This window comes from Roseomonas mucosa ATCC BAA-692 (assembly GCF_000622225.1).
GTDB lineage: Bacteria > Pseudomonadota > Alphaproteobacteria > Acetobacterales > Acetobacteraceae > Roseomonas > Roseomonas mucosa.
In genome coordinates, this window is the sequence record NZ_JHWD01000004.1 from 375073 (window position 1) to 397172 (window position 22100).

General features: G+C 71.9%; 15 protein-coding genes and 1 pseudogene. 10 read left to right on the forward strand and 6 right to left on the reverse strand.

Annotated features, from left to right (window positions below; genetic code table 11):
- Nucleotides 1–5 precede the first annotated feature (5 nt).
- Nucleotides 6–1001: a GGDEF domain-containing protein gene (locus BT98_RS23750; protein ID WP_019461676.1), complete on the reverse strand. Its 996-nt coding sequence runs from the start codon at nt 999–1001 to the stop codon at nt 6–8.
- Between the two features lie 238 nt (nt 1002–1239).
- On the opposite strand from BT98_RS23750, the gene BT98_RS0108550 reads away from it, so the two are divergent.
- The 3 genes from BT98_RS0108550 to addA all read left to right on the forward strand — a co-directional run bounded on the left by BT98_RS0108550 (nt 1240) and on the right by addA (nt 8488).
- Complete coding sequence (locus BT98_RS0108550; RefSeq protein WP_019461677.1) at nt 1240–1485, forward strand: DUF3297 family protein; 246 nt, start codon at nt 1240–1242, stop codon at nt 1483–1485.
- A gap of 78 nt (nt 1486–1563) precedes the next feature.
- Complete coding sequence (gene addB / locus BT98_RS0108555) at nt 1564–4635, forward strand: double-strand break repair protein AddB (protein ID WP_019461678.1); 3072 nt, start codon at nt 1564–1566, stop codon at nt 4633–4635.
- 388 nt (nt 4636–5023) lie between these two features.
- A complete protein-coding gene (gene addA, locus BT98_RS23755) occupies nt 5024–8488 on the forward strand; it encodes a double-strand break repair helicase AddA (RefSeq protein ID WP_019461679.1) in 3465 nt (1154 codons plus the stop codon).
- A gap of 42 nt (nt 8489–8530) precedes the next feature.
- Here the strand turns inward: addA and BT98_RS0108565 are convergent, their stop codons facing one another.
- Nucleotides 8531–8815 carry a hypothetical protein gene (locus tag BT98_RS0108565; RefSeq protein WP_019461680.1) on the reverse strand — a complete coding sequence of 95 codons (285 nt, stop codon included), beginning with the start codon at nt 8813–8815 and terminating at the stop codon, nt 8531–8533.
- A 151-nt stretch (nt 8816–8966) separates the two neighbouring features.
- Between BT98_RS0108565 and BT98_RS0108570 the strand changes: the two genes are divergently transcribed.
- Together BT98_RS0108570 and BT98_RS0108575 are read left to right on the forward strand one after the other, a co-directional pair.
- Nucleotides 8967–10061, forward strand: coding sequence for an NAD(P)/FAD-dependent oxidoreductase (locus BT98_RS0108570; RefSeq protein WP_410527995.1), 1095 nt, complete (start codon nt 8967–8969; stop codon nt 10059–10061).
- 351 nt (nt 10062–10412) lie between these two features.
- Nucleotides 10413–12557, forward strand: a complete 2145-nt coding sequence (locus BT98_RS0108575) for an FUSC family protein (RefSeq protein ID WP_019461682.1) — start codon at nt 10413–10415, stop codon at nt 12555–12557.
- On the opposite strand, the gene BT98_RS23760 is transcribed toward BT98_RS0108575, so the two are convergent.
- Genes BT98_RS23760 through BT98_RS0108590 form a run of 3 tightly spaced genes read right to left on the reverse strand, consistent with a single transcriptional unit; the run spans nt 12548 to nt 15839 of the window.
- Nucleotides 12548–13594, reverse strand: coding sequence for a glycosyltransferase (locus BT98_RS23760; RefSeq protein WP_019461683.1), 1047 nt, complete (start codon nt 13592–13594; stop codon nt 12548–12550). The genes BT98_RS0108575 and BT98_RS23760 overlap by 10 nt on opposite strands.
- On the reverse strand, nt 13591–14688 hold the full coding sequence (locus BT98_RS0108585; protein WP_019461684.1) for a glycosyltransferase: 1098 nt from the start codon (nt 14686–14688) through the stop codon (nt 13591–13593). Before BT98_RS0108585 ends, BT98_RS23760 begins: the two co-directional genes overlap by 4 nt.
- The gene (locus BT98_RS0108590) at nt 14685–15839 is read right to left on the reverse strand and encodes a glycosyltransferase family 4 protein (protein WP_019461685.1); all 1155 of its coding nucleotides are present in this window, start codon (nt 15837–15839) and stop codon (nt 14685–14687) included. The genes BT98_RS0108585 and BT98_RS0108590 overlap by 4 nt, the downstream gene beginning before the upstream one ends.
- A gap of 331 nt (nt 15840–16170) precedes the next feature.
- On the opposite strand from BT98_RS0108590, the gene BT98_RS23765 reads away from it, so the two are divergent.
- Both BT98_RS23765 and BT98_RS0108600 read left to right on the forward strand, forming a co-directional pair.
- A complete protein-coding gene (locus BT98_RS23765; protein WP_019461686.1) occupies nt 16171–17298 on the forward strand; it encodes an ROK family protein in 1128 nt (375 codons plus the stop codon).
- A 66-nt stretch (nt 17299–17364) separates the two neighbouring features.
- On the forward strand, nt 17365–17640 hold the full coding sequence (locus BT98_RS0108600; protein ID WP_202801207.1) for a hypothetical protein: 276 nt from the start codon (nt 17365–17367) through the stop codon (nt 17638–17640).
- Nucleotides 17641–17722: 82 nt separating this feature from the next.
- Here BT98_RS0108600 and BT98_RS0108605 read toward each other — a convergent pair whose 3' ends face one another.
- Complete coding sequence (locus BT98_RS0108605) at nt 17723–18610, reverse strand: glycosyltransferase (RefSeq protein WP_202801208.1); 888 nt, start codon at nt 18608–18610, stop codon at nt 17723–17725.
- 1346 nt (nt 18611–19956) lie between these two features.
- On the opposite strand from BT98_RS0108605, the gene BT98_RS0108610 reads away from it, so the two are divergent.
- The 3 genes and pseudogenes from BT98_RS0108610 to BT98_RS28010 all read left to right on the forward strand — a co-directional run.
- Complete coding sequence (locus tag BT98_RS0108610) at nt 19957–20526, forward strand: recombinase family protein (RefSeq protein ID WP_026033294.1); 570 nt, start codon at nt 19957–19959, stop codon at nt 20524–20526.
- 302 nt (nt 20527–20828) lie between these two features.
- Complete coding sequence (locus BT98_RS0108615; protein ID WP_019461690.1) at nt 20829–21278, forward strand: hypothetical protein; 450 nt, start codon at nt 20829–20831, stop codon at nt 21276–21278.
- A 646-nt stretch (nt 21279–21924) separates the two neighbouring features.
- A pseudogene (locus tag BT98_RS28010) lies at nt 21925–22100 on the forward strand (IS21 family transposase); the annotation flags it as partial.

The window sequence follows — 22100 nt, forward strand, 5'->3', positions numbered from 1 at the left end:
CCGCCTCAGTGGTCGCGGTGCAGGACCCGGTTCCGGCCGGCGGCCTTGGCGCCGTACATCAGCGAATCCGCCAGCGACAGGGCGGCATCCACGCTCTCCGGCGCGTTGTGGAAGCTCACCGCCCCGATCGAGGCCGTCACCGCCCAGCCCTTCGCCCGCATCGCCGCCTCCAGCATCCGCTGCAGGCGCTCCGCCACGATCGCGGCATCCGGCTCGCGGCCCGTCAGCAGCACGGCGAATTCGTCGCCGCCCAGCCGCGCCGCCATGTCCTCCCGCCGCAGGTTGTCCCACAGCACCGCCGCCAGTTCCCGCAGCACCTCGTCGCCGGTCGCGTGCCCCTCGCGGTCGTTCACCTGCTTGAACCCGTCCAGGTCGAGGTAAAGCAGGGCGAAGCCCTCGCCATGCCGGTTCAGCCGGGCGACCGCCTTGTCCAGCGCGTCCATCAGGGCCGGCCGGTTCAGCAGCCCGGTCAGGGCATCGGTCATCGAAAGCCGGTGCACCCGGTTCATGGCGCGGCGGAGCTCGAGCGTGGTCATCACCGCCTCGGCCAGCCGGACCAGGATGCGCTGCCGCTCGGCGCTCATCCGCCGCGGCTTGCGGTCCAGCACGCAGAGGGTTCCCAGCACCGCCCCCTCCGGATTGACCAGCGGCACGCCGGCGTAGAAGCGGATATCCGGTGCCCCCGTCACCAGCGGGTTGCCGGCGAAGCGCGGGTCGCGGCTGGCATCGGGGATCACCAGCGGCGTCCCGGGCTCCAGGATGGCATGCGCGCAGAAGGCATGCTCCCGTGGCGCTTCCGGCGCCTCCAGCCCATGATGCGCCTTGAACCAGGCACGCTCGGCATCCACCAGCGAGACCATCGAGATGGGACTCTCCGTCAGATCCGCGGCGAGCCGGGCGATGTTGTCGAAACTGGCCTCGCAGGCCGTGTCCAGCACGTCATAGGAGCGCAGGGCCGCGAGACGGTCTTCCTCGGAAAGCGGCATCAGGTGGGGAAGCATCGCGGCGACCTCCAGCGGGATCTCATGGCGGGGCCATCCTGCCGGGCCGGGAGTCCGGGGCAGGAAAATCCAGGCGCAACTCACCAGGGCGTCTACAACTATGGGTTGTTTCGGCCGCCGTGAAAATCCTCCCCCTCGCCATGCCCGTGCCGGCGCCGCGCTTCTCCCGGGATGGGTGGCTCCGCTGCCACGCCTGTTCTATCAGGTCGCCCGTTCCAGGTTCCGGAGTTACCGACGCATGACCGACACGCCGCCCGACCGCCTTTCCGTCAACCCGAAGAGCCCGCATTTCGACAAGTCCGTGCTGGAACGCGGCGTCGGCGTCCGCTTCAAGGGCGTGGACCGCAACAATGTCGAGGAATACTGCGTCAGCGAGGGCTGGGTCCGCCTGACCGTGGGCAACACGCTCGACCGCAAGGGCAATCCCATGACCATCAAGCTCCAGGGCACGGTGGAGCCCTATTTCCGCCCGCCCCAGGACTGACAACGCCCCCCTTATCGGTGCAGCGCGGCAAACGGTGGTGGCGGGATGGGAGGGAAATCGGCTAACCATCGGGAATCCATGAACCTTCACGAGATCCCGGCCCACCTCCCCTTTTTGGACGCCCTGGCCCGGGGGGTGGTGCGCCTCGCCGGGGCGGAGGATCCGGCCGCCCCGGATCCCACCATCCTGGCCCGCGCCACGATCCTGCTGCCCACCCGGCGCGCCGCCCGCAGCCTGCGCGAGAGCTTCCTGCGCGCCGCCGGGCAGGTGAACGGGGCGCAGGCCCTGCTGCTGCCGCGCCTGCGCCCCCTGGCCGGGCTTTCGGTGGAGGATGCGGAGGAGCTTTCCCTCCCCGCCCTGATGGACCAGCCCCCGGCGGTGGACCCGGCGCGGCGTCTCGCGGTGCTGACCGCGCTGGTGATGCGCCTGCCGCCGAACTACGGCGGCCCCTCGCATCCCGACCAGGCCTGGCGGCTGGCGCAGGAGCTGGCGACGCTGCTGGACGAGATGGCGCTGGAGGATTGCGACCCCGCCCGCCTGCCCTCCCTGGTGCCGGACCGGCTGGCCCGGCACTGGCAGATCACCCATGTCTTCCTCAACGGCGTGATCCAGGAATGGCAGGCCTGGCTGGCGAAGCAGGGCCTCTCCGACATCGGCACCCGCCGCGTCGCCACCATCCGCGCCCAGACCGCGCTGTGGAAGGAGAACCCGCCGGAGGATCTGGTGATCGCCGCCGGGATCGGCCTGGGCGGCACCATCCCCGCCGCCGCCGAGTTGCTGAAGGTCCTGGCGCACTGCCCCAACGGCCATGTGGTCCTGCACGGCGCCGGCGAGCCGCTGCCCCCGCAGCCATGGGACGAGCTCTGCGCCAGCCATACCCACCCCCTCTGCGGACAGGTGCGGCTGCTCCAGGCCATGGGCGCCACGCCGGGCGACCTGCGGCCCTGGCCTCCCCCGGGGCCCCACGGCCTGCCGCCCGACCCGGCCGGGGAGGCGCGCGGCACCCTGCTCGCCCGCGCCCTGCGCCCGCCCGGCGACATCGCCTGCTGGCAGGAGAAGGCGCCGGAACGCTGGGCCCCGGCCCTCGACCACCTCACCCTCCTCACCGCCCCGGACGAGGCCGGCGAGGCCGCCGCCATCGCCTTGCTGCTGCGCGAGGCGCTGGAAACCCCTGGCAGCCGCGCCGCCCTGGTGACGCCGGACCGCGACCTCGCCCGCCGCGTCTGCGTGGAGCTCGCCCGCCATGGCGTGCTGGCCGATGATTCCGCCGGCCAGCCCCTGGCCCAGACCCCGACCGGCGCCTTCCTGCGCCTGATCGCGCGCATGGTGGCGGAGGAATTCTCCCCCGTCGCCCTGCTCGCCTGCCTGAAGCACCCCTCCTGCGCCGGCGGCATGGCGCGGGCCGACTGGCTGCGCGCGCTGCGCGACCTGGAGCGCCACGCGCTGCGCGGTCCCCGCCCCGCTCCCGGTCTCGCCGGGCTCCGCGCCGCCACGGCACGCGCCTTCGCCGAGCCGGGCGCCGAGGCCCCGGCCGAAAGCGAGGCACGGCGGCAGGCCCGGCTGGAACGCCAGGCCCGCACCACCGCCCTGCTCGATGCGCTGGAACGCGCCCTGGGCGGCTTCACCGACCTGCCCGAGATCGGCCGCCCGCCCGCGGCCGTGCTGGAAGGCCTGCTCGACGCCGCCGAGGCCCTGGCCGCCACCGACAGCGAGCCCGGCGGGCTGCGCCTCTATGCCGGGGAGGAGGGCGAGCCCCTGGCCGTGCATCTCGCCTCGCTCGGCCCGGCCATGGAATGCCTGCCCCCCGTCTCGGCCGCCGCCTGGCCCGCGCTGTTCGACGCGCTGCTCGAAGGGCCGCTGGCCCCGGGCGTGCGCAACATGCGCGGGCGCCAGGGCGGCAGCCATCCGCGGGTGCAGGTGCTGGGCCTGCTGGAGGCGCGGCTGCAATCCTTCGACCGCGTGGTGCTGGGCGCGCTGGAGGAAACCGTCTGGCCCATCGCCACCGATCCCGGCGCCTGGATGAGCCGCCCGATGCGCCGCGAGTTCGGCTTGCCGGCGCCGGAGGCCCGCATCGGCCGCGTCGCCGCCGATTTCATGATGAGCGCCCTGTCCGCCCCGGACGTGGTGCTGAGCCATGCCCGCAAGCGCGGCGGCAGCCCGTCGGTGCAGGCACGCTGGCTGACCCGGCTGCAGATCTTCCTGCACGGCCAGGGCCTGCGGATCGAAGCCTCGCCCGCCACCGGCTGGGCGGAGCGGCTGGACATGCCGGAGGTCGTCCTCCCCTGCCCCCGCCCGGCCCCGGCCCCGCCGGTGCTGCTGCGCCCGCGCCGCCTGACCGTCACCGATGTCTGGGACCTGAAGGCCGATCCCTATGCCTGGTACGCCAAGCGCGTACTGCGGCTGCGCCCCCTCGATCCGCTGGATGCCGAGGCCGACGGCGCCGCCTTCGGCTCGGTGGTGCATGACGCGGTGGCGGCCTGGACCCGCCGCTGCGCCGGTGCCTATGGCGACCGGGCCCTGGAATGGTTCGGGGAAGCGGTGGAGGAAGCGATCCGCCGGCACTCCCCGCGCCCCGGCCTCGCCGCCTTCTGGCGCCCGCGCCTGCGCCGCATCGGCGAATTCCTGCTGGCCACCGAGCGGGAACGCCCCGAGGTGCGGGAACGCCACCCCGAACAGTCCGGCCAGATCGAGCTGCCCTGCGGCGTGCGGCTGGAAGGGCGCGCCGACCGGCTGGACATCCTGGCCGATGGCGGCCTCGCCATCCTCGACTTCAAGACCGGCGCCCCCCCGGCCCAGATCGCCATCCAGGACGGCCGCGCGCCGCAGCTGCCGCTGGAGGCCGCCATGGCGCTCAAGGGCGGCTTCCCCGACATCGCCCCCGCCACGGTTTCGGCGCTGGAGCACTGGAAGCTCTCGGGTACCATCGAGGAAGGCGAGCGACTCGTCTTCAAGCCCAGGGGCGACGTGACCGTGACAGAGGTGGCCGAGGCGGCATGGCGGCAGGTGGACGTGCTGGCACGGGAATTCCTGCTGGGCGACCGTCCCTTCCTGGCGCGCCCGCATCCGGGCCGCAGCCCCCGCAACACGGATTACGAACACCTGTCCCGCCAGCGCGAATGGGGCGGGGCCGAGGAAGCGGGCGCGGAGTGAAGCCACTGTCCCCCATGTCCGCGCCGCGCCCGTGGCCGGCCCCGGGGGAGAGGCGCCCCCTCTCCGCCCGGCCCCCCTCTCCGCCGGGGACCGGAGCCGGTCCCCGGACCCCGGGCCTGAGTTGGCTCTGCGTGGCGGCCACCAGCCCGGCGCCCGACCCGTCGGAGCAGGCGGAGACGCGGGGCTCCCGGAAAAAGACCAGCATCCCTTTCGCGCGGATGGCGCCGCCAGTCGCCGGAGAGCGTCGCTCTCCGGCGCGAACCGGCCACGACAGGCGCCAGCTCATCGGGTCCAGGGCCCGCAGGGTCCTGGCGGATAGGGGGGCCGGGGGAAAGGCGGCGCCTTTCACCCGGGATGGCGCAACGCCCAGGCCAGGATCGAGACCGGCGTGAACATTCCTCTTTCCGCCCGCGAACGCGCCCAGAACGCCCAGCGCCTCGCCTCCGACCCGCGCCTTTCCGCCTGGGTGGGGGCCTCGGCCGGTTCCGGCAAGACCAAGGTGCTCACCGACCGCGTGCTGCGCCTGCTGCTGCGCGAGGGCACGGAGCCGGGCCGCATCCTCTGCCTCACCTTCACCAAGGCGGCGGCGGCGGAGATGGCGATCCGGCTCAACCGGCGCCTGGGCCGCTGGGCCGTCACCGACGATGCCGACCTGCGTGGGGAGATCGAGGCGCTGACCGGCGAGCCGGTGCCGCCCGCGCAGCTCGCCACCGCGCGCAAGCTGTTCTGCCGCGTGCTGGAACAGCCGGGCGGGATGCGGATCGCCACGATCCACGCCTTCTGCCAGTCGCTGCTGCGCTCCTTCCCGCTGGAGGCCGAGCTGCCGCCGCAGTTCGCCATGCTGGAGGACGCGGATTCCGCCACCCTGCTGGCCGAGGCGCGGGAGGCGGCGCTGTCCGGCGGGCGCGTGCCCCCGGAAACCCTGGCCGCCCTGGCCCGCCTTGTCACCGCCGACCGGATCGCCGAGGCGCTGCGCGAGATGGCGGGGCGGCGGGAGAAGCTGGCCGCGCTGTTCGAGACGCCCGGCGGCGCGCTGGCGCTGGGACGAAGGCTGGGCCGGCGCCTCGGCCTGCCGGAAGGGGAGCGCGAGGAGGACCTGGCGGCGCTGATCTGCGACATCCCCCCGGCGGTCGCGGAACAGGCGAAGGCGCTGCTGGCCCACAAGACCAAGACGGCGCGCGACCTCGGCCAGCGGATGCTCGATTTCCTGGCCCTGCCGCTGGAGGAGCGCGCGGCGCAGCAGGCGGAATGGTGGGACTGCCTGCACACCGGCAAGGGCGATCTCCGCAAGGCGCTGGAGCCCTTCGACACGCTGGCGGCGGAATCCGCGCGGCTCCGCTCGTTCCAGGAACGCGCCAACGCGCACCGCCTGCTGGCTGCCACCAGCGCGCTGCTGGTCGCCGCCGGGCCGGTGCTGTCCGACTACGCCGCCCGCAAGCGCCGCATGGGCGCGCTGGACTTCGACGACCTGATCCACCACGCGCAGCGCCTGCTGCGCGACCCCGGCTCGGCCTGGGTGCTGTTCAAGCTCGATGGCGGCCTCGACCACATCCTGCTCGACGAGGCGCAGGACACCAACCCGGCGCAATGGGGCATCGCCGAGGCGCTGGCCGAGGAATTCTTCGCCGGCGAGGGTGTGCGCGAGGCCGGGGAGCGCACGCTCTTCGTGGTGGGCGACGAGAAGCAGTCGATCTACGGCTTCCAGGGTGCCGACGCGCAGGGCTTCGCCACCTGGGAGGCGCGCTTCTCGCAGCAGGTGCGGCAGGCCGGCGGCAACTTCCAGCCGGTGGCGCTGGATGTGAGCTTCCGCTCCTGCGCCCCGGTCCTGCAGCTCGTCGATGCCGTCTTCCACGAAGGCGCCGCGCGGGCCGGCGTGGTGCGGCCGGATGGCGAGCCGCTGCGCCACTTCCCCGACCGCGCCGGTCATGCCGGCAGCGTCGAGGTCTGGCCCCTGCTCGCGCGCGGCAGCACGGAGGACCCGGAGCCCTGGTTCGTGCCGAGCCAGCCGGTGGTGGCGCAGGATGCCGACGCGCTGCTGGCCGAGACCCTGGCCGCGCGCATCGACCACATGGTGCGGCATGAGACCCTGCCCGCGCGCGGCGACCGCCCGATCCGCCCCGGCGACATCATGATCCTGGTCCGCCGCCGCACCCGGCTGACGGAGCTTCTGGTGCGCCAGCTCAAGCGGCGCGGCGTGGCGGTGGGCGGCGTGGACCGCATCGCGCTGGTGGAACAGATCGCGGTGCAGGACCTGCTGGCGCTCTGCGACGTGCTGCTGCTGCCGGAAGACGACCTGCAACTGGCGGCGCTGCTGAAATCGCCCCTGATCGGGCTGGAGGAGGAGGCGCTTTTCGCCCTCTCCCATGACCGGGACGGCCCGCTCTGGCACCGCCTGCTCCAGCACCGGGGCGCGCTGACGGCGGAGGGCCGGGCCGCCGGCTGGATCTCCGCGCTGGCCGACCGCGCCGACCTGGTCACGCCGCACGCCCTGCTGAGCGAGGTGCTGGGCGAGCATGGCGGCCGCGCGAAGCTGCTGGAACGCCTGGGCGGCGACGCGGCGGATGCGATGGACGAGCTGTTGAACGCCGCGCTGCGCTACGAGAACCGCCACCCGCCCTCCCTCCAGGGCTTCACCCACTGGCTCCGGCGCGGCGGCGCCGAGGTGAAGCGCGAGGCCGAGAATGCCGGCGACGCCGTGCGCATCCTCACCGCCCATGGCGCCAAGGGCCTCCAGGCGCCGGTGGTGATCATCCCCGATGTCGGGCGCGGCGGCCGCAACTCGCCCCTGCGCTGGGAGGAGGAGGACGCCTCCCTGTCCCTCCCCCTCTGGGCGCCGCGCAAGGAGTTCCAGGCCCGCGCCTGGCAGGAGGCCGAGCGCCGCCGCGCCGAGGCCGATGCCGAGGAGGAGAACCGCCTGCTCTACGTGGCGCTGACCCGCGCCGAGGACCGGCTGCTGCTTTGCGGGCTGGAGCCGAAGAAGGTGGTGGAGACGAGCTGGCATGGGCTGGTGCGCCAGGGCATCGCCCGCTGCGGCGGCGTGGCGGAGGAAGAGTTCGACCCCGCGGCCTTCGGCGGGCCGCCCGGCATGGGCTTCTCCGGCCCGCTCTACCGCCTGTCCTCCGCCCAGACCGCCGAGCCCCGGCCGGACCGCGAGGGCGCCGGCAAGGCACTGTCCGCCGCGCTGCCCGCCTGGGCGCACCACCCCGCCAGGCCCGAGGCCTCGGAGGACCCGGTGGCACCCTCGCGCCTCGCGGGCGAGGAAACCGTGCCCCCCGCCGCCGCGCCGCATGGGCAGAAGGACCCCTCCGGCCGCCGCTTCCGGCGCGGCACGCTGATCCATGCCCTGCTGCAACACCTGCCGGAACATCCCGGGGCAGCGCGCGAGGCCGTGGCGCAGCGCCACCTCGCACGGTCCGGGCACGGCCTGTCCCCGGAGGAACAGGAGGCGACCCGCGCCGAGGTGATGCGGGTCCTGCACCACCCCGCCCTGGCGGAGGCCTTCGGCCCCGGCAGCCTGTCAGAAGCGCCGCTCGCCGGCCGCATCGGCGGCGTGACGGTGGCGGGGCAGGTGGACCGGCTCTGGATCGGAGGCGACCGGATCGTGGTGGCGGACTACAAGACCAACCGCCCCCCGCCGGAACGGGCCGAGGACGTCTCGCCCGCCTATCTGCGGCAGATGGCGGCCTACCGCGCCGTGCTGCGCGCGGCCTGGCCGGGGCGACGGATCGAATGCGTGCTGGTCTGGACCTGGTCCGGCGTGGTGATGCCGCTGCCGGAATCCCTGCTGGACCGCAACCTTCCCCAGGCCCTGAACCCGTCCCCTAGCCCGGCCCCCGCCGCGGAACCGGCATGAAAGCCACCGTCCCTGCCGGCTTCCGTCCCGGAGCGGCCTCGTTCAGCCCGCCGGCCGCGCCGCCCCATGGTATGCGTCCCGGCCCTCGCCCTGCGCCGATGCGCGGGGATGCCCATCCGGGACCTCGTCCCCTTCCAGGTCGTGCAGGTCCCAGAGGTCGGGCTCGCAGCCGATCTGCTCGACGATCCACCGGCGCGCCTCCTCTGGATCTGAGAAGAACTCCAGCCCGTTCACATCGACCGCCGGCTCGCGCTGCGGGTACACGCCAGCATAGGCAGCCTTGAACAGCCGTGGCGACATCCGCTCGATGCTTCCGATGGTCAGCATGGCTTTTCCTGGCCCGACTCGCATGTTGCCTGCACGCAACACTGATTGAGGCCTATATATCACATAATCGGCGCAACCAAGGGTAGAGCCATCAGCGTTCCTCATGCGTAAAATTTATGGGATTTCTTGAAGGAGGCGGGACTTGGAGTCAGTGGACTGCGTGGTGGCCGGCGCCGGGGTGGTGGGCCTCGCCGTCGCCCGGAGCCTGGCCCTGGCCGGGCGGGAGGTCCTGCTGCTGGAAGCCGCCGAGGCGATCGGCACGGGCACGTCCTCCCGCAACAGCGAGGTCATCCATGCCGGCATCTACTATCCCGCCGGCAGCCTGATGGCGCGCCACTGCGTGGCCGGGCGACGGATGCTCTACGCCTTCTGCGCGGAACGCGGCGTGCCCCATGCCCGCTGCGGCAAGCTGATCGCTGCCACCTCGGAGGAGGAGGCGGGCAGGCTCGCCTCGATCCAGGCCCGCGCCGCCGCCAACGGGGTGGAGGACATGCGCGTCCTGTCCCGCGACGAGGCCGTGGCGCTGGAGCCCGCCCTGTCCTGCCACGGCGCCCTGCTCTCGCCCTCCACGGGCATCCTCGACAGCCACGCCTACATGCTGGCCCTGCAGGGCGACGCGGAGAATGCCGGGGCCGTGCTGGCCTTCCACAGCCCCGTGCTGTCCGGCCGGGTGGTGCCCGAGGGCATCGTGCTGGAGACCGGCGGCGCCGAGCCGATGACCCTGCTCTGCCGCAGCCTGGTCAATGCCGCGGGCCTCGGCGCCCCGGCGCTCGGCCGCGCCATCGCGGGCCTGCCGCCGGAGACCGTGCCCCGGGAATACTACGCCAAGGGCAACTACTTCACCCTCGCCGGCCGCTCGCCCTTCTCGCGCCTCATCTACCCCGTGCCCGTGCCGGGCGGGCTGGGCACCCACCTGACCATCGACCTCGGCGGCCAGGCGCGCTTCGGCCCGGATGTCGAATGGGTGGACCATATCGACTATGAGGTGGACCCTCGCCGCGGCGACAGCTTCTACGAGGCCATCCGCCGCTACTGGCCTGCCCTGCCCGACGGCGCCCTCCAGCCCGGCTATTCCGGCATCCGCCCCAAGATCGTGCCCCGGGGCGCTCCGGCCCAGGACTTCGTGATCCAGGGCCCCGCCCTGCATGGCGTCCCCGGCCTGGTGAACCTCTACGGCATCGAAAGCCCCGGCCTCACCGCCTCCCTCTCCCTCGCCGGGGCCGTTCGCGACATACTGGCCGCCTGATCCCCCGGCCGGTCCGCGCATCCCGTCTGGCGTTGCGCCGCCCCGGGGGACAAGGCTCCGCCTTTTCCGCCGGACCCCCTTGTCCGCCAGGACCCTGAGGGTCCTGGACCTCCCGTTCGTTGGCGCTTGCTGGTGCCGGATCGCGCCGGAGAGCCAACGAAAGCCTGGGGTCCGGGGACCGGCTTCGGTCCCCGGCGGAGAGGGGGTCCGGCGGGAGAGGCGGCGCCTCTCCCCCGGCGGGCCACCACGGAGTGCAACTCCCCAAGCCAGCGGGCGCGGGAGCTTCCCTTCACGGAAAAGACGGAGCCGCGGGGGTTTTGCCCGCCTCGCGGCTGCGCCAGAAAGCAGGCGATGCGCATCGCCGACATCTCCCGCCTCCATTCCCCCTGGCGCGCGACAGAACGGAACCCGGGTGCCGACCTGTCGCGCCTGCCGATGGGCTTCGACATCCGCGCCATCCGTGTGGCCGAGGGCGTGCGCGCTGCCCTGGCCTGTGCCGTGGTGATCCTGCTCAGCGAGTGGCTGGGAAAGCCTGCGCTGATCTACATGGCGATGGCCGCCTTCTTCACCTGCCTCTGCGACATCGGCGGCCCGATCCGCACCCGCGTCCCGGCCCTGCTCTCCTTCACCGTCGCCGGGGCGCTGATCTGGAGCGGCTTCGGCCTGCTGCGGAACCTGGACCTGCCGCTGCTCATCCCGCTGGCCTGCCTCGGCGTGCTCTGCACCAGCTTCGTGCGCGTCTGGGGCGCGGCGGCGACGGCGGTGGGCAACCTGCTCTCGGTGGTGCTGATCCTGTCCCTGGACCAGCCGCTCGACCTCGCCACGGCGGGCGAGATCGCCGGGCTGTTCCTGCTTGGCGGCCTCTGGGCGACGCTGCTGACCATGGTGGTCTGGCGGCTGCACCCCTACCGCCCCGCCCGGGCGGCGGTGTCGCAGGTCTGGCATCGGCTGGCGGAGCTGACCGAGGACCTGCGCCACCTGACCGGCCGCCCGGACGCCAGCGGCGAGGACTGGGAGGCCCATGCCCGCGCCCATCGCCGCGCGGTGCGGGAGGAGATCGAGTTCGCCCGCGGCATCGTCATGGACCTGGTGGGCATGCGCGGCCGGCTGTCGCTGCGCGGCGCCCAGGCCCTGCTGCGGCTGGAGGCCGGCGAGCAGCTCTTCGGGGCGCTGATCGCCTTGTCGGAGCTGATCGAGACCGCCCGCGACCCGGAGCGCAGGGCGGCGGCGGGCGTGCTGCTGCGGGTGCTGCGGCCGATCCTGGTGGTGCTGTCCCAGGCGATCCTCGACGACACCGCCCTGCCGCCCGGGCGGATCGAGCGCGCCCTCGCCACGGCCCTGCGCGCCACCGAGGCGGACCCGGCCCTGCACCGCATCGCCACCAGCATCGCCGAGCGCCTGCGCGTGGCCGCCAAGCTGAGCACGCCCGGCGGCTACCAGCCCGGCGGCGCTTCCGGCACGACGCCCGCCCTGCCCTGGCGCGACCAGATGCTGCTGCCGGTGCGGGCCAACCTGACCTGGAACTCGGCGGTGCTGCGCCATTCGCTGCGCACGGCGGTCATCGCCGTCCCGGCGCTGGCGGTGACGCTGCCCTTCTCCGGCAACGAATTCGCCCACTGGCTGCCCATCACCGTGGTGGTGACGCTGCAGCCCTTCTACGCCACCACCTGGCAGAGGGCGCTGGAACGGGCAGGCGGCACGGTTCTCGGCGGGCTGCTGGGCGCCGCCCTGGCCTCCGGGGTGCATGACGGGCTGACCCATGCCGCCCTGCTCTTCCCGCTCTGCGTCCTCGCCTTCGCCGGCCGGCAGGTCAGCTTCTCCGCCTGGATGGCGGGGGTCACCACCATCGTCGTGGTGCTGACGGAACTGCTCCACCCCACCCATTCCTCCTGGGAGGTGGCGGGCCTGCGCGCCCTCTTCACCCTGGCGGGCGGCCTCATGGCCGTGACCGGCTGGCTGCTGCTCTGGCCGAGCTGGGAGCCCGACCGCATGCGGCGGGAGGTCCGGGCCGCCCTCGCCGCCCATGCCGACTATGCCCGTGCCGTGCTGGCCGGTGCCCAGCCGGACTCCCGCATCGAGGCCAGCCGCCGCGCCGCCGGCGTTTCCACCAACAACCTGGAATCCTCGCTTTCCCGCGCCATGCAGGAACCGGGGCAGGACCGGGCACGCATCGAGGCCGGGCTGGTGGTGGACGCCACCCTGCGCCGCATCGCCGGGCGGCTTGCCGCCCTGCGCCACGACCCCGGCCTGCGCGATGCGCTGGACGACGCGAGCTGGCAGGCCTGGGCGGAATGGCTCCACGCCTCCCTGGCCGCCCTGGCCGAAGCCCGCCTTGGCCCGCTGCCCCGCCCCGCCGCGATCGCGGAAGGCCCCGCCCTGGAACCCCTGGCCCGCATCGTGCGCCAGGTGGAGCTGCTGCAAGGCCCGATCGGACGCCTGCAACAGGCCCCGGAAACGGAAACAAGGATCGGGCGGGGAGCCCCGGCTCAGCCGTAGAGGCGCACCGCCCGTTCCGCCTGCCCGTCGATGAAACCCGCCGTGCGGTCCAGGGCGGAAGGGTCGAACAGCCCGCCCAGCCGCGAGGGGTTCAGCGCCATGGCCTCCCGCAGCAGCCCGGGCCAGGCGCCGTCCTCCGGCCAGCCCTCCCGCACCACCGCCGCACCGATCTCGGCGAGCCGCCGCGCCTTCACAAGCTGCTCGTCGAAGGGCCGGGGCTCCGGCAGGCAAAGGAAGCGCCGGCCCAGCGCCGCGACCTCCGCCAGCACCCCGTCGCCACCGCCGCCCACCACCAGCGAGGCCCGGGCCATCAGCGCGGCGGGCTGGTCGGACCAGCCCAGGATCTCCAGGTTTGGCGGCAGCGCCTCTCCCGCCTCGCCGGAAACCGGCCCCAGCACCCGCCAGCGCCGTTCCGGCACGGCCCGCGCGGCCGCGGCCAGGGCCCGGCGGCAGCCGCCCGCCCCGCCGCGCCCGAAGATCACCAGCACCGAGCCGTCCTCCGGCTCCGAACCGATTTCGGGCGGGGGAGCGAGGAAGCCGGCATGGAAGCTCTTCTCCCGCACCCAGCCTGGCGTGTCCGCCCCCTCCAGCGCGGCGGGAAACGGGGCGATCAGCGCCTCGCTGGCCTCGAAGCCGGTGCGGTGCGGCAGGTCGTCGCGATGCCCGGCGAGGCGAAAGGACAGCGCCGGCGTGGCGCAGAGCCGGGCGAGCAGCACCGTTTCCACGGATACGTCCACCACCATCAGCGCCGGCCGTCGCGCGGCGATCCAGCCGGCGATGGCGGCGGAACGCGCGCGCAGCCCGGCATGGCCGCGCGGGGCGTAGTGCAGCGCTGCGACGCCCCCCGGATCAAAAGCCGTGCCGGGCTCCGGCGCATCGTCGGGCAGCGCCAGGACCGGACAGGGCGCGCTGGCCGCCCGCTCCGGCGGCAGCGTGCCGATCAGGGTGCAGGGGTGACGCAGCCGGCGCGCGAGGGCGGTGGCGCGCTGCCAATGCCCCACCCCCTGGTGATGCACGTAATAGCCGATGGGCCTCAAACCGCCTCCGCCGTCCCGGAAAGCGCCCGGCTCATGGCCTCCAGCGCCCCGGTGGCGGCCTGGATCTCCGCCTCCTCGGCCGGCAAGGGCGGCAGCAGGGGCTCCGCACGGGCCACGAAGGCGATGTCGTTGGGGCTTTCCAGCGCCAGCCGTGCCAGCACCTCCGCCGACAGGCCCAGCCGCGCCGCATCCTCGGCCCAGCTTCCCCGATGGAAGGCCCCGCGCAGGATGCGGCGGCGCCCGAAGGCCCGCCGCCAGAAGCCCGCCCCCGGCAGGAGATGCGGCGAGCCGCTCTCGGCCAGCAGGCGCCAGCGGCGCATCTCGCCCGCCATGCCGCCGCTGGCGCGCCCCTCCTGCCGGGCGGAAACCTCGACCCAGACATCCGGCGCGTGGCGCAGCCGCCCGCCCGCACGCTCCACCGCCGCGACCAGCGCGTTGTCCTCCCCCACCGGCAGGGGTGGCACCCCGCCGGCGGCTTCGTACCAGCGGACCAGCAGGGCGAGGCTCGCCCCGGTATGGTCGCCATGGCGCGGCGGCGGGTCGTGCGGCAGGGGATCGATCGCGTGCGCCAGTTCGCGCACCGCCGACCAGTAGGCATCCACCCGCTCCCGCATCATCCGCAACCAGCCGGGCGCCGGGTTCTCCCCGCTGTCCTCGATGACGATGCGGCCGCCCACGCAATCCGCCCCCGCCAGCGCGGCCAGGTTGGCCGCCACCCAGTGCGGCGGCGGCCGCGTGTCGGCATCGGTGCCCAGCAGGATGCCGTCCTCGACGCCTTCCTCGCGCAGCCAGGCCGCGCCCTCGGCCATGGCACGGGCCCGCGCGACGCCGACATGGGCCGTCTCCGGCGGCAGGGAAAGCTCCAGCACATGGAGGCGCAGCGCCGGATAGCGCGTCGCCAGCCCCCGCAGCACCGGGACCGTCCCGTCCGTGCAGTTGTTGGCGGCCACCACCAGCCGCAGCCGCCCGCCGTCGCGGCACAGCTCCTGCCGCGCCAGCGCGGCCACCAGCCGGGGCAGCGCCACCGCCTCGTTGCGGGCGGGGACACAGACGACGCAGCGGTCGAGGGAAAGCGGGTCGGGGATCTGGATCACGTGGCCTGGCTGCGTGCGATGCCTTCGTCCGGCGAGCCGTCGCGGCGGGAATCCATCCGGACTCCGTTCCGGCCGGACCGGCCCGCCACCTCGGCCTGCCTATGGCGCAGGATCGTGTCCCGGTACAGGGCCTCGTACCGGTCCACCATCACCCGCGCATCGCAGAAGACCTCCGCGCGGTGGCGGCAGTCGGCGCGGGACAGGCGGCCGGCCTCCGGGATGATGCGGGCCAGCGCCTCCACGTCGTCGGCCGGGGCCAGCCTTCCGGAACGCGGGTCGGTGATGTCAGGCAGGGCGCCGCGCGCGAAGCCCGCCACCGGCGTGCCGCAGGCCAGCGCCTCGGCGACCACGAGGCCATAGGGCTCCTCCCAGCGCGGAGTGCAGAGCGCCACCGCCGCCTGCCCCACGGCATGTGCCAGTCGCCGGTGGTCGAGATGGCCGAGATAGGTCACTCCCTCCCCCAGCAGCGGCTGGATGCAGTCCCGCCAGTAGTCGAGGTCGCTGACAGGGCCGGCGAAGCGCAGCGGCATGCCCGCCAGCCGTGCCGCCTGGATGGCAAGGTGCGGCCCCTTCTCCGGCACCAGCCGGCCGAACCAGATGGCGTGCGGCGGCTCGGCCGGGGTCATGACGGGGGTGAAGAGATCCAGGTCTATGCCATTGCCGATCACCGAGGTCACCGGCAGCACGGTCTCCCACATCTTCCGCACCGCCTCCGAGACCGCGATGAAGGGCATGTCCCGGTCCTCCCGGTCCAGCACCCCGTTCTCCAGCTCCAGGAAAGGCGGCGTGTGCAGGGTGGTGACCACCGGGGCGCCGAAGCGCCCAGACATGGTCAGCGGCAGATAGTGCAGCGAGTTGTTGTGGACGATGTCGAAGCCGCCGTCCTGCAGGCGCTCCACGATGCGGCGATAGGCGGTGTGCTCGGCCAGCGCCACCTGCTCGACCTCCACCGGGTTGGGGCCCGGCACGCCGGTGGGCGGACAGACGGCCTCCAGCCCCAGCCTGGCATCGGAGTCTTCCGCCGCCAGAAGCGTCACCTCGTGTCCGCGGCGCTGCAAGTGCCGGGCCAGCAGATGCGTGTGCATCTCCAGCCCGCCCGAAAACGGCTCGGCGATCGGAAACTTCAGATGCGAGATGATCGCAATCTTCATATAGCACCCCTTCCGCCTTGGGCACCGCGTGCCGGGACAGGAAGCAGGGCCGTCGCGCCGCTGGCCGGACATGCCCCCCGATCTGCCGCGACGTCGCGGAAGGCCAGGAATATCGCGGCCCGACCGCATCAACGACAGGGACGCCGGATGGTTCCCTGCGCCCGATCCCCGCGCCCGGGCCCGCATGCCCGGCTCCCCATACCCGGCCCCCGGCGCGCGCTCCCACGGCACCGTGCCCATCCCGCGGCACGCGGCCCGGTCCGCAGGCGCCCTTTGTGGCAACAGCCGTGCCGTCCGCGGCGTTACCGGAGACACCTCCGCCGGATGAACAATGCTCCATGGCACCCCCAGCGCCTCCTCCGGGACGGGCGACGACGGCCCGGACGGCCAGCCCGCCCCCGCCCTCCGCCACGGCGCGCGCAAACTGCCGGGGGTATCCGTCAGGGGCTACAATGCCGAGCTGAAGGAGGGTGGAGGCTTCATCGGCGACCGCGCCCGGCGCGACGCCTTCCTGGAGCGGCTGGAGGACTGGCGCCACCGCGCGGCGGACCCCTGGCCTGGCCAGAGCCTCGCCGAACTGGGCAAGGCACGGCTCGAACGGGCGCTGGAGGAAGGCAGCCCGCTGGAGATGGGCATCCTGCTGGCCGCCATCGAGGATTTCTCCTCCGCGCTCGCGGAGGTCATCGCCCGCTTCCTCGCCCTGCCGGACTGGAAGGGCGTGGAAGCCCTGGTGATCGGCGGCGGCTTCAGTGCCGGCCTGCTGGGACGCCTCGCCATCGGCCGGGCGGCGGTGCGGCTGCTGGAGGCCGGGCACAAGGTCTCCCTGCATCCGATCGGGCACGATCCCGACGAGGCGGGACTGCTCGGCTGGCGCCACATGCTGCCCGCCGAAGCCCTGGAAGGGCGCGACGCCTTCCTGGCGGTGGATATCGGCGGGACGAACCTGCGCGCGGGCGTGGTACGGCTGGCCGGCTGCGGACCCCGCGACCCGGCCCGGGACCAGGTCTGGGCCTCCCGCCTCTGGAAGCACGCCGCGGACCAGCCGGACCGCGACGACGCCGTGCGCGGCCTCGCCACCATGCTGCACGACCTGTCCCATGCGGCGATCCATGCCGGGCTGCGCCTCGCCCCGGTGGTCGGGATCAGCTGCCCCGGCCTGATCGACGAGGAAGGGCATATCGAGCGCGGCGGCCAGAACCTGCCCGGCGGCGACTGGGAGGAGGATCGCGGCTTCAGCCTGCCCGCCGCCCTGGCGAAGCTGGTCCCCAGGATCGGCGGCGGCGAGGCCCGCTTCCTGATGCACAACGACGCGGTGGCCCAGGGGATGAGCGAGGCCCCGGCGATGCGTGATGTCACGCGCTGGGGGGTGCTGACCATCGGCACCGGCCTCGGCAATGCCAGCTTCCGCAACCGCTCCGCCGAAACCGGCCGGGACCCGGAGGGTTCTCAAGCGGAATGACCGCCGCCATTCCGGCGCGGCACGGAAGGACAGGACGGCATGGAACCGATGAAACCCATGGAACCCATGAAGCCGATGAAGCCCATGGAGGCGACGAAGCCGTGGTGGCCGGAGAAGCTCGGCCAGCCCTCCTCCAGCGGCGGACAGAACGGGCTGCGCTACGCCTTCTTTCCCGACGCGCACCGCTTGGCCGTGGAGAAGGACGGCGAAGTCACCCTCTACGACAGCGGCGATCACGAGATCCATGGCGTGTCGCAAAGCCAGGGTGGCGAGGAGTCCCTGACCTTCTCCAGCCAGAAGGGCTCCGTGGGCCTCAAGGAGCTGAAGAAGGCCCAGGACTGACGCTTCCGGCCTGGAGGCCGCCTCGGCGGTCCCGGGCCGCGAAGAGCCGGAAGCCCCGCGCCCTGGCCTCGGCAGGGCCCGGTCAGTAAGCCCGGTCGGGCCCGCAGGCGGCCCGGGCGATCTCCGCGGCCGCCGGATGGCGCAGGACGCGCAACGGCCCTTCGCCAGGCGGCTCGATCAGGCCGAGCCGCGCGAAATCGGCCAGCCACCCGTCCATCGGCCAGAAGCCGTGGCGCTCCCGGAAAAGCGCCGCGTTGCGCAGGATGTCGCCGAAATGCTGCAGCGGGGGATCATAGACCGTGTGGTGCTGGTGGAAGGCCAGCGTGGAGGCGGTGAAGAGAAGCCCCACTCCGGCCTCCCGCGCCCGGAAGGCGAAATCCGTGTCCTCCGCCCCATAGCCCGCATAGGCCTCGTCGAAGCCGCCGAGCCGCAGGAAGGTGTCGCGCCGGACCGCGAAGCAGAGCGACCAGAACAGGCCGGTATTGGATTCGGGCCGGATGCCGCTTTCGGGAAAATGCCGGACCGTGTGGCGCAGGCCCTGGGCCAGGAGCCGGCTCTCCTCCCACGCCGCATCCCCGGGCGTCGCCCCGGCGGGCAGGTAGCGGATCTCGCAGCAGATCAGGGCATCATGTGCCAGGGCGTCCCGCGCCAGGGCCTCCACCAGCCCGGCGGCCGGGATGCAGTCCACGTCGAGAAAGACCAGCACCGGCTGCCGCGCCGCGTGCGCGGCGCGATTGCGGGCCTCGGCCAGAGGCAGGCCCCGGGACGGATGGTGGAGATGCCGCAAAGGGAAGGGCACGGCCGGCAACGGGACCGGCGTCTCGTCCATGTCCACGAGGATGCATTCCTCCGGCAGGCGGGTGCCACGCGACAGGCCTTCCAGCAGGTTCCGCAGATGGGCCCGGCGCCCTTTCGCCAGGGTGAGGACGCTGACCCCGCTTCCCTCCGGCGCGGCCATCAAACCGGTCAAGGGCGCTGGGCCCGACGAAGAAGCCCGAGGGTCGGGATGGGACATGTCTATCCGGAAGAAGGGGCTGGCCCGCGAGCAGATAGAGGGCCTTCCGCCACGTGACAAACCCACGGTGCGCCCCGCCTCTCGCCACGCCGGGCTGGCGGCCACCGGAAAGCGGAGATCGCCCGGTGGCATCGGGTTTTACCCCTGGCCACCAGGCGATCCGCCGGCCCGCCATTGCTGGCGGGTGAGAGACTGTGGGCCGGTCGCTACTCCGGCTGACGGAGGACGGTTCATCCGCCGTCTTATGTCCCCATGCCGAACCATGGGGGCAGCGTCATTCAGGGTTTCGGCCCCCTAGCGTGTCTGCTCTCCACGCCGCCACAGTCACAAGAGTTTTCTAGCGTAACCATTCCAGAGACACAACCAAAATTTCGAGGAAATTTGTGTAAAAAAAGATACGATTTTGCATTATGAAACGATATTTGTAGGTCAAGCAGAACAGAAGCACTCTGAAGTTGCAGTTTTCTTCCTATCCGTTCTTGATATGAATGTGAAACAAAGGCTTGGCCGGTTCCGCCCTTCTCGATCGCCAAGCCAGCACGGAACGGATCGGCGAAGAATGGATGCGCCCCGCCAGGCAACGGGCGAAGCCACCGTCGTGAGAGCCCGAAGACCGGGGCGCAGCCCTTCCCGCCGGCCACCGGCGGTGGCGGAAGGAAGACACGGCCTGAACCGACCGCTGATCTCGGAAGGAAAGGGAGTGTCCCCGGCGGGAGACGAATGCCCTTTGCATCTACTACCTTGTTAGTATTGGACTTAGTTGCCCAAAACCATTACCGCTGGGTGTGTTTCCGTGGCGGTAATACCGCCGCCCTCAGGTCACGAAGCTATGGCCAGCATCCGGAGAAGCCAAGACAACGCCATCTGACTGCCCTCCATTCCGAGGGACCCACGCAGCGCCACCGGGGAGGCGGGGGGAGTACTTGTGATGCCACCCCCGTTCCGCATGAGGCGACACGAGACCCCCATGGCCCCGGATCGGTGGCTTGGGTCCCATCCAGGCGCGGCCCGGAGCGCCGTCAGGGGGCCAAGGCAGGACAACAACAACAATGCGCGGCTTTAGGCATTCTTTTTGAAGCGAGTTCCTGAGAACCCCCTTGGGGGCCGTTTCGTGGCCTAGGGACGTTACGAAGCGCATCTCGCCGCGCCTGGGTCCCTCTACGTCACCCTTCCTGTCTCACTAGGGCAAGGTCTAGCGAGCCACGACAGCCAACGCGCATAGCGTCTCACAAGAATGGGTCTTGTTCAAAGAGACAGTGTCGGTCACTATCTTTTAGAACCTAATGAGACGGAGCGGGCGCGTGCTGGTCGGTTACGGTCGGACTTCCACGGTGGAGCAGGAAGCAGGCTTAGTGGGGCAGGAGCGAGACCTTCGCGCCGCCGGGTGCGAGAAGGTCTTCGCTGAGCGCATCTCTTCGGTAGCCAAGCGGCCCCAGCTTGAAGCCGCCCTAGAGTTCACCCGAGAGGGTGACGTTCTGGTGGTGACGAAGCCTGACCGTCTCGCAAGGTCCACCGAAGACCTCCTTGGCATCGTGCGGCGCCTTGAAGGGCAAGGCGTGGCCCTGCGCATCCTGAGCATGGGCGGGTCGGAGGTGGACACCCGTGGCCCCACAGGGCGCCTCATGCTGACGATGCTGGGGGCTGTGGCCGAGTTCGAGCGGGCCTTGATGCTGGAACGCCAGCGCGAGGGCATCGCCAAGGCAAAGGCTGAGGGGCGCTACAAGGGCCGGGCGCCCACAGCACGGCGGCAGGCTGAGACGGTGATGAAGCTCCGGGCCGAAGGCATCAGCCCCACCGACATTGCCAAGCGCCTCGGTATCGGGCGGGCCAGCGTCTATCGCATCCTGAGGCAGCCAGAGAGGGCGGCATAGGCCCACAGAAGCGCCAGGGAGGCTCGTGGGCGGCTCTTGGCTGTGCGGCGGGTATTGGCGAGGGCGCGAGATGCTGAGGCGTCCTGAGGGGCCTGTAGCGGCTCTAGATGCATTCATCTAGTCGAAAGACACGGCATGAAAGAATGCTAGAAGGAAAGAATGCTAGTCAGCTTCACCACTAGAATTCTTGTGCACTTGACAGCAATGCAGCTTGGCAGCAACTTCGGTTCTCAAAGTCTATATTGACACTCAATTTGTTCGGTGATGGGATGGTTGCGCTCTAGACCTCACGAGAACCACACATGACCGACCTCATCGACGCCCCCGTCCCCTTTGCCGCCAAGCTCCCCGGCTTCGTGAACCGATGCAGGGATCGGGCAGCCTCCCCAAGCCACAGAAAGCTCGTGGCCCTTGTGTCATCTAGAGTGGCCGAAGTCCTGCCTGCGTACCTGGCGGCACGCCCCGGCGACAGGCGGCTAGAGGAGGTCTTTCAGGCGGCGCAGGAAGCCCACGAGGGCCGGGGGGATGCCGAGAGGCTTGCGGCTGCTCTGGATGCCTGGGAAGCGGTCGATGGCGATATGACCGAGTATGGCTTCGACGATGCCACCAAGACCGCCTTCTGGGCTGTGTCAGCCTTCTATGAGGCGATGTGGGACGATGGCGAGTGGGTGGCAGCGCTAGGGCTGGCCGACCGAGCCATGGGCGCCATGAGCCAGCCTGAGCAGGTCACGGCATATCAGGCGGCGGCATGATACCCGCATTCCCTGCTGCCGGTTCTCATGGCGCCTTCCTCGCCGGGAGCATCGTGAACCACCTGTGTCGCGCCTGCGACAACGGAGACGTGGAGGAACTACGCAAGGCTCAGCGATGCCTTGACCGCCTCCTCGCATTCGTGGAGGGCCGGGAGACCCCTCCACAAATCGACGTGCTTCTAGGGTTCCGGGAGCCTCCTGCGCCCGGTCCTTAGCGCGTCATGGCGTGATCCGAGGCGCTTTCGTCGGCATTCGTAGGCAGCGATAGCCGCGCCTTGGCCGCGCTCAGTCCCCCATCATCGTCATCATTAATCGACAACCAGAGAGAGAACTTTATGAACACCGCGACTATCGGCGGCTTGACCACGCACGCCCCGAGCACGCCCAGCCGCGCCTCAGCGGCACCCAAGGTACGCAGAAGAAGAGGGCAGCGGAACCTAAACCCCACCGTCCTGCCCGTGCTCGCCTTCCCTGCTGATGATACCACCAGCCAAGGCGAACCCTGCGTTCTCGTGGGGCTCTCCGGTACTCCTGTGGATCGGCATGGAATAGGAACCCTGTTGGAGGGGTGATCGGCGTCCAAACGGGACCCCACTGACGGCGGGGTTCACAGTGGTTTCCGGGATGATCGGGAGCCAGGGCTGGGATGCTGGTCGTGGAGACAGTGGCAAAGATCCGGCGCCTGCACCGGGTGCAGGGCAAGTCGATCAAGGCGATCTGTCGCGAGCTCGGGATTTCGCGAAAGGTGGTCCGGAAGGTTCTGCGGTCCGGGGAGACGGAATTCCGCTACAGCCGGGCGCGGCAGCCGCAGCCCAAGCTGGG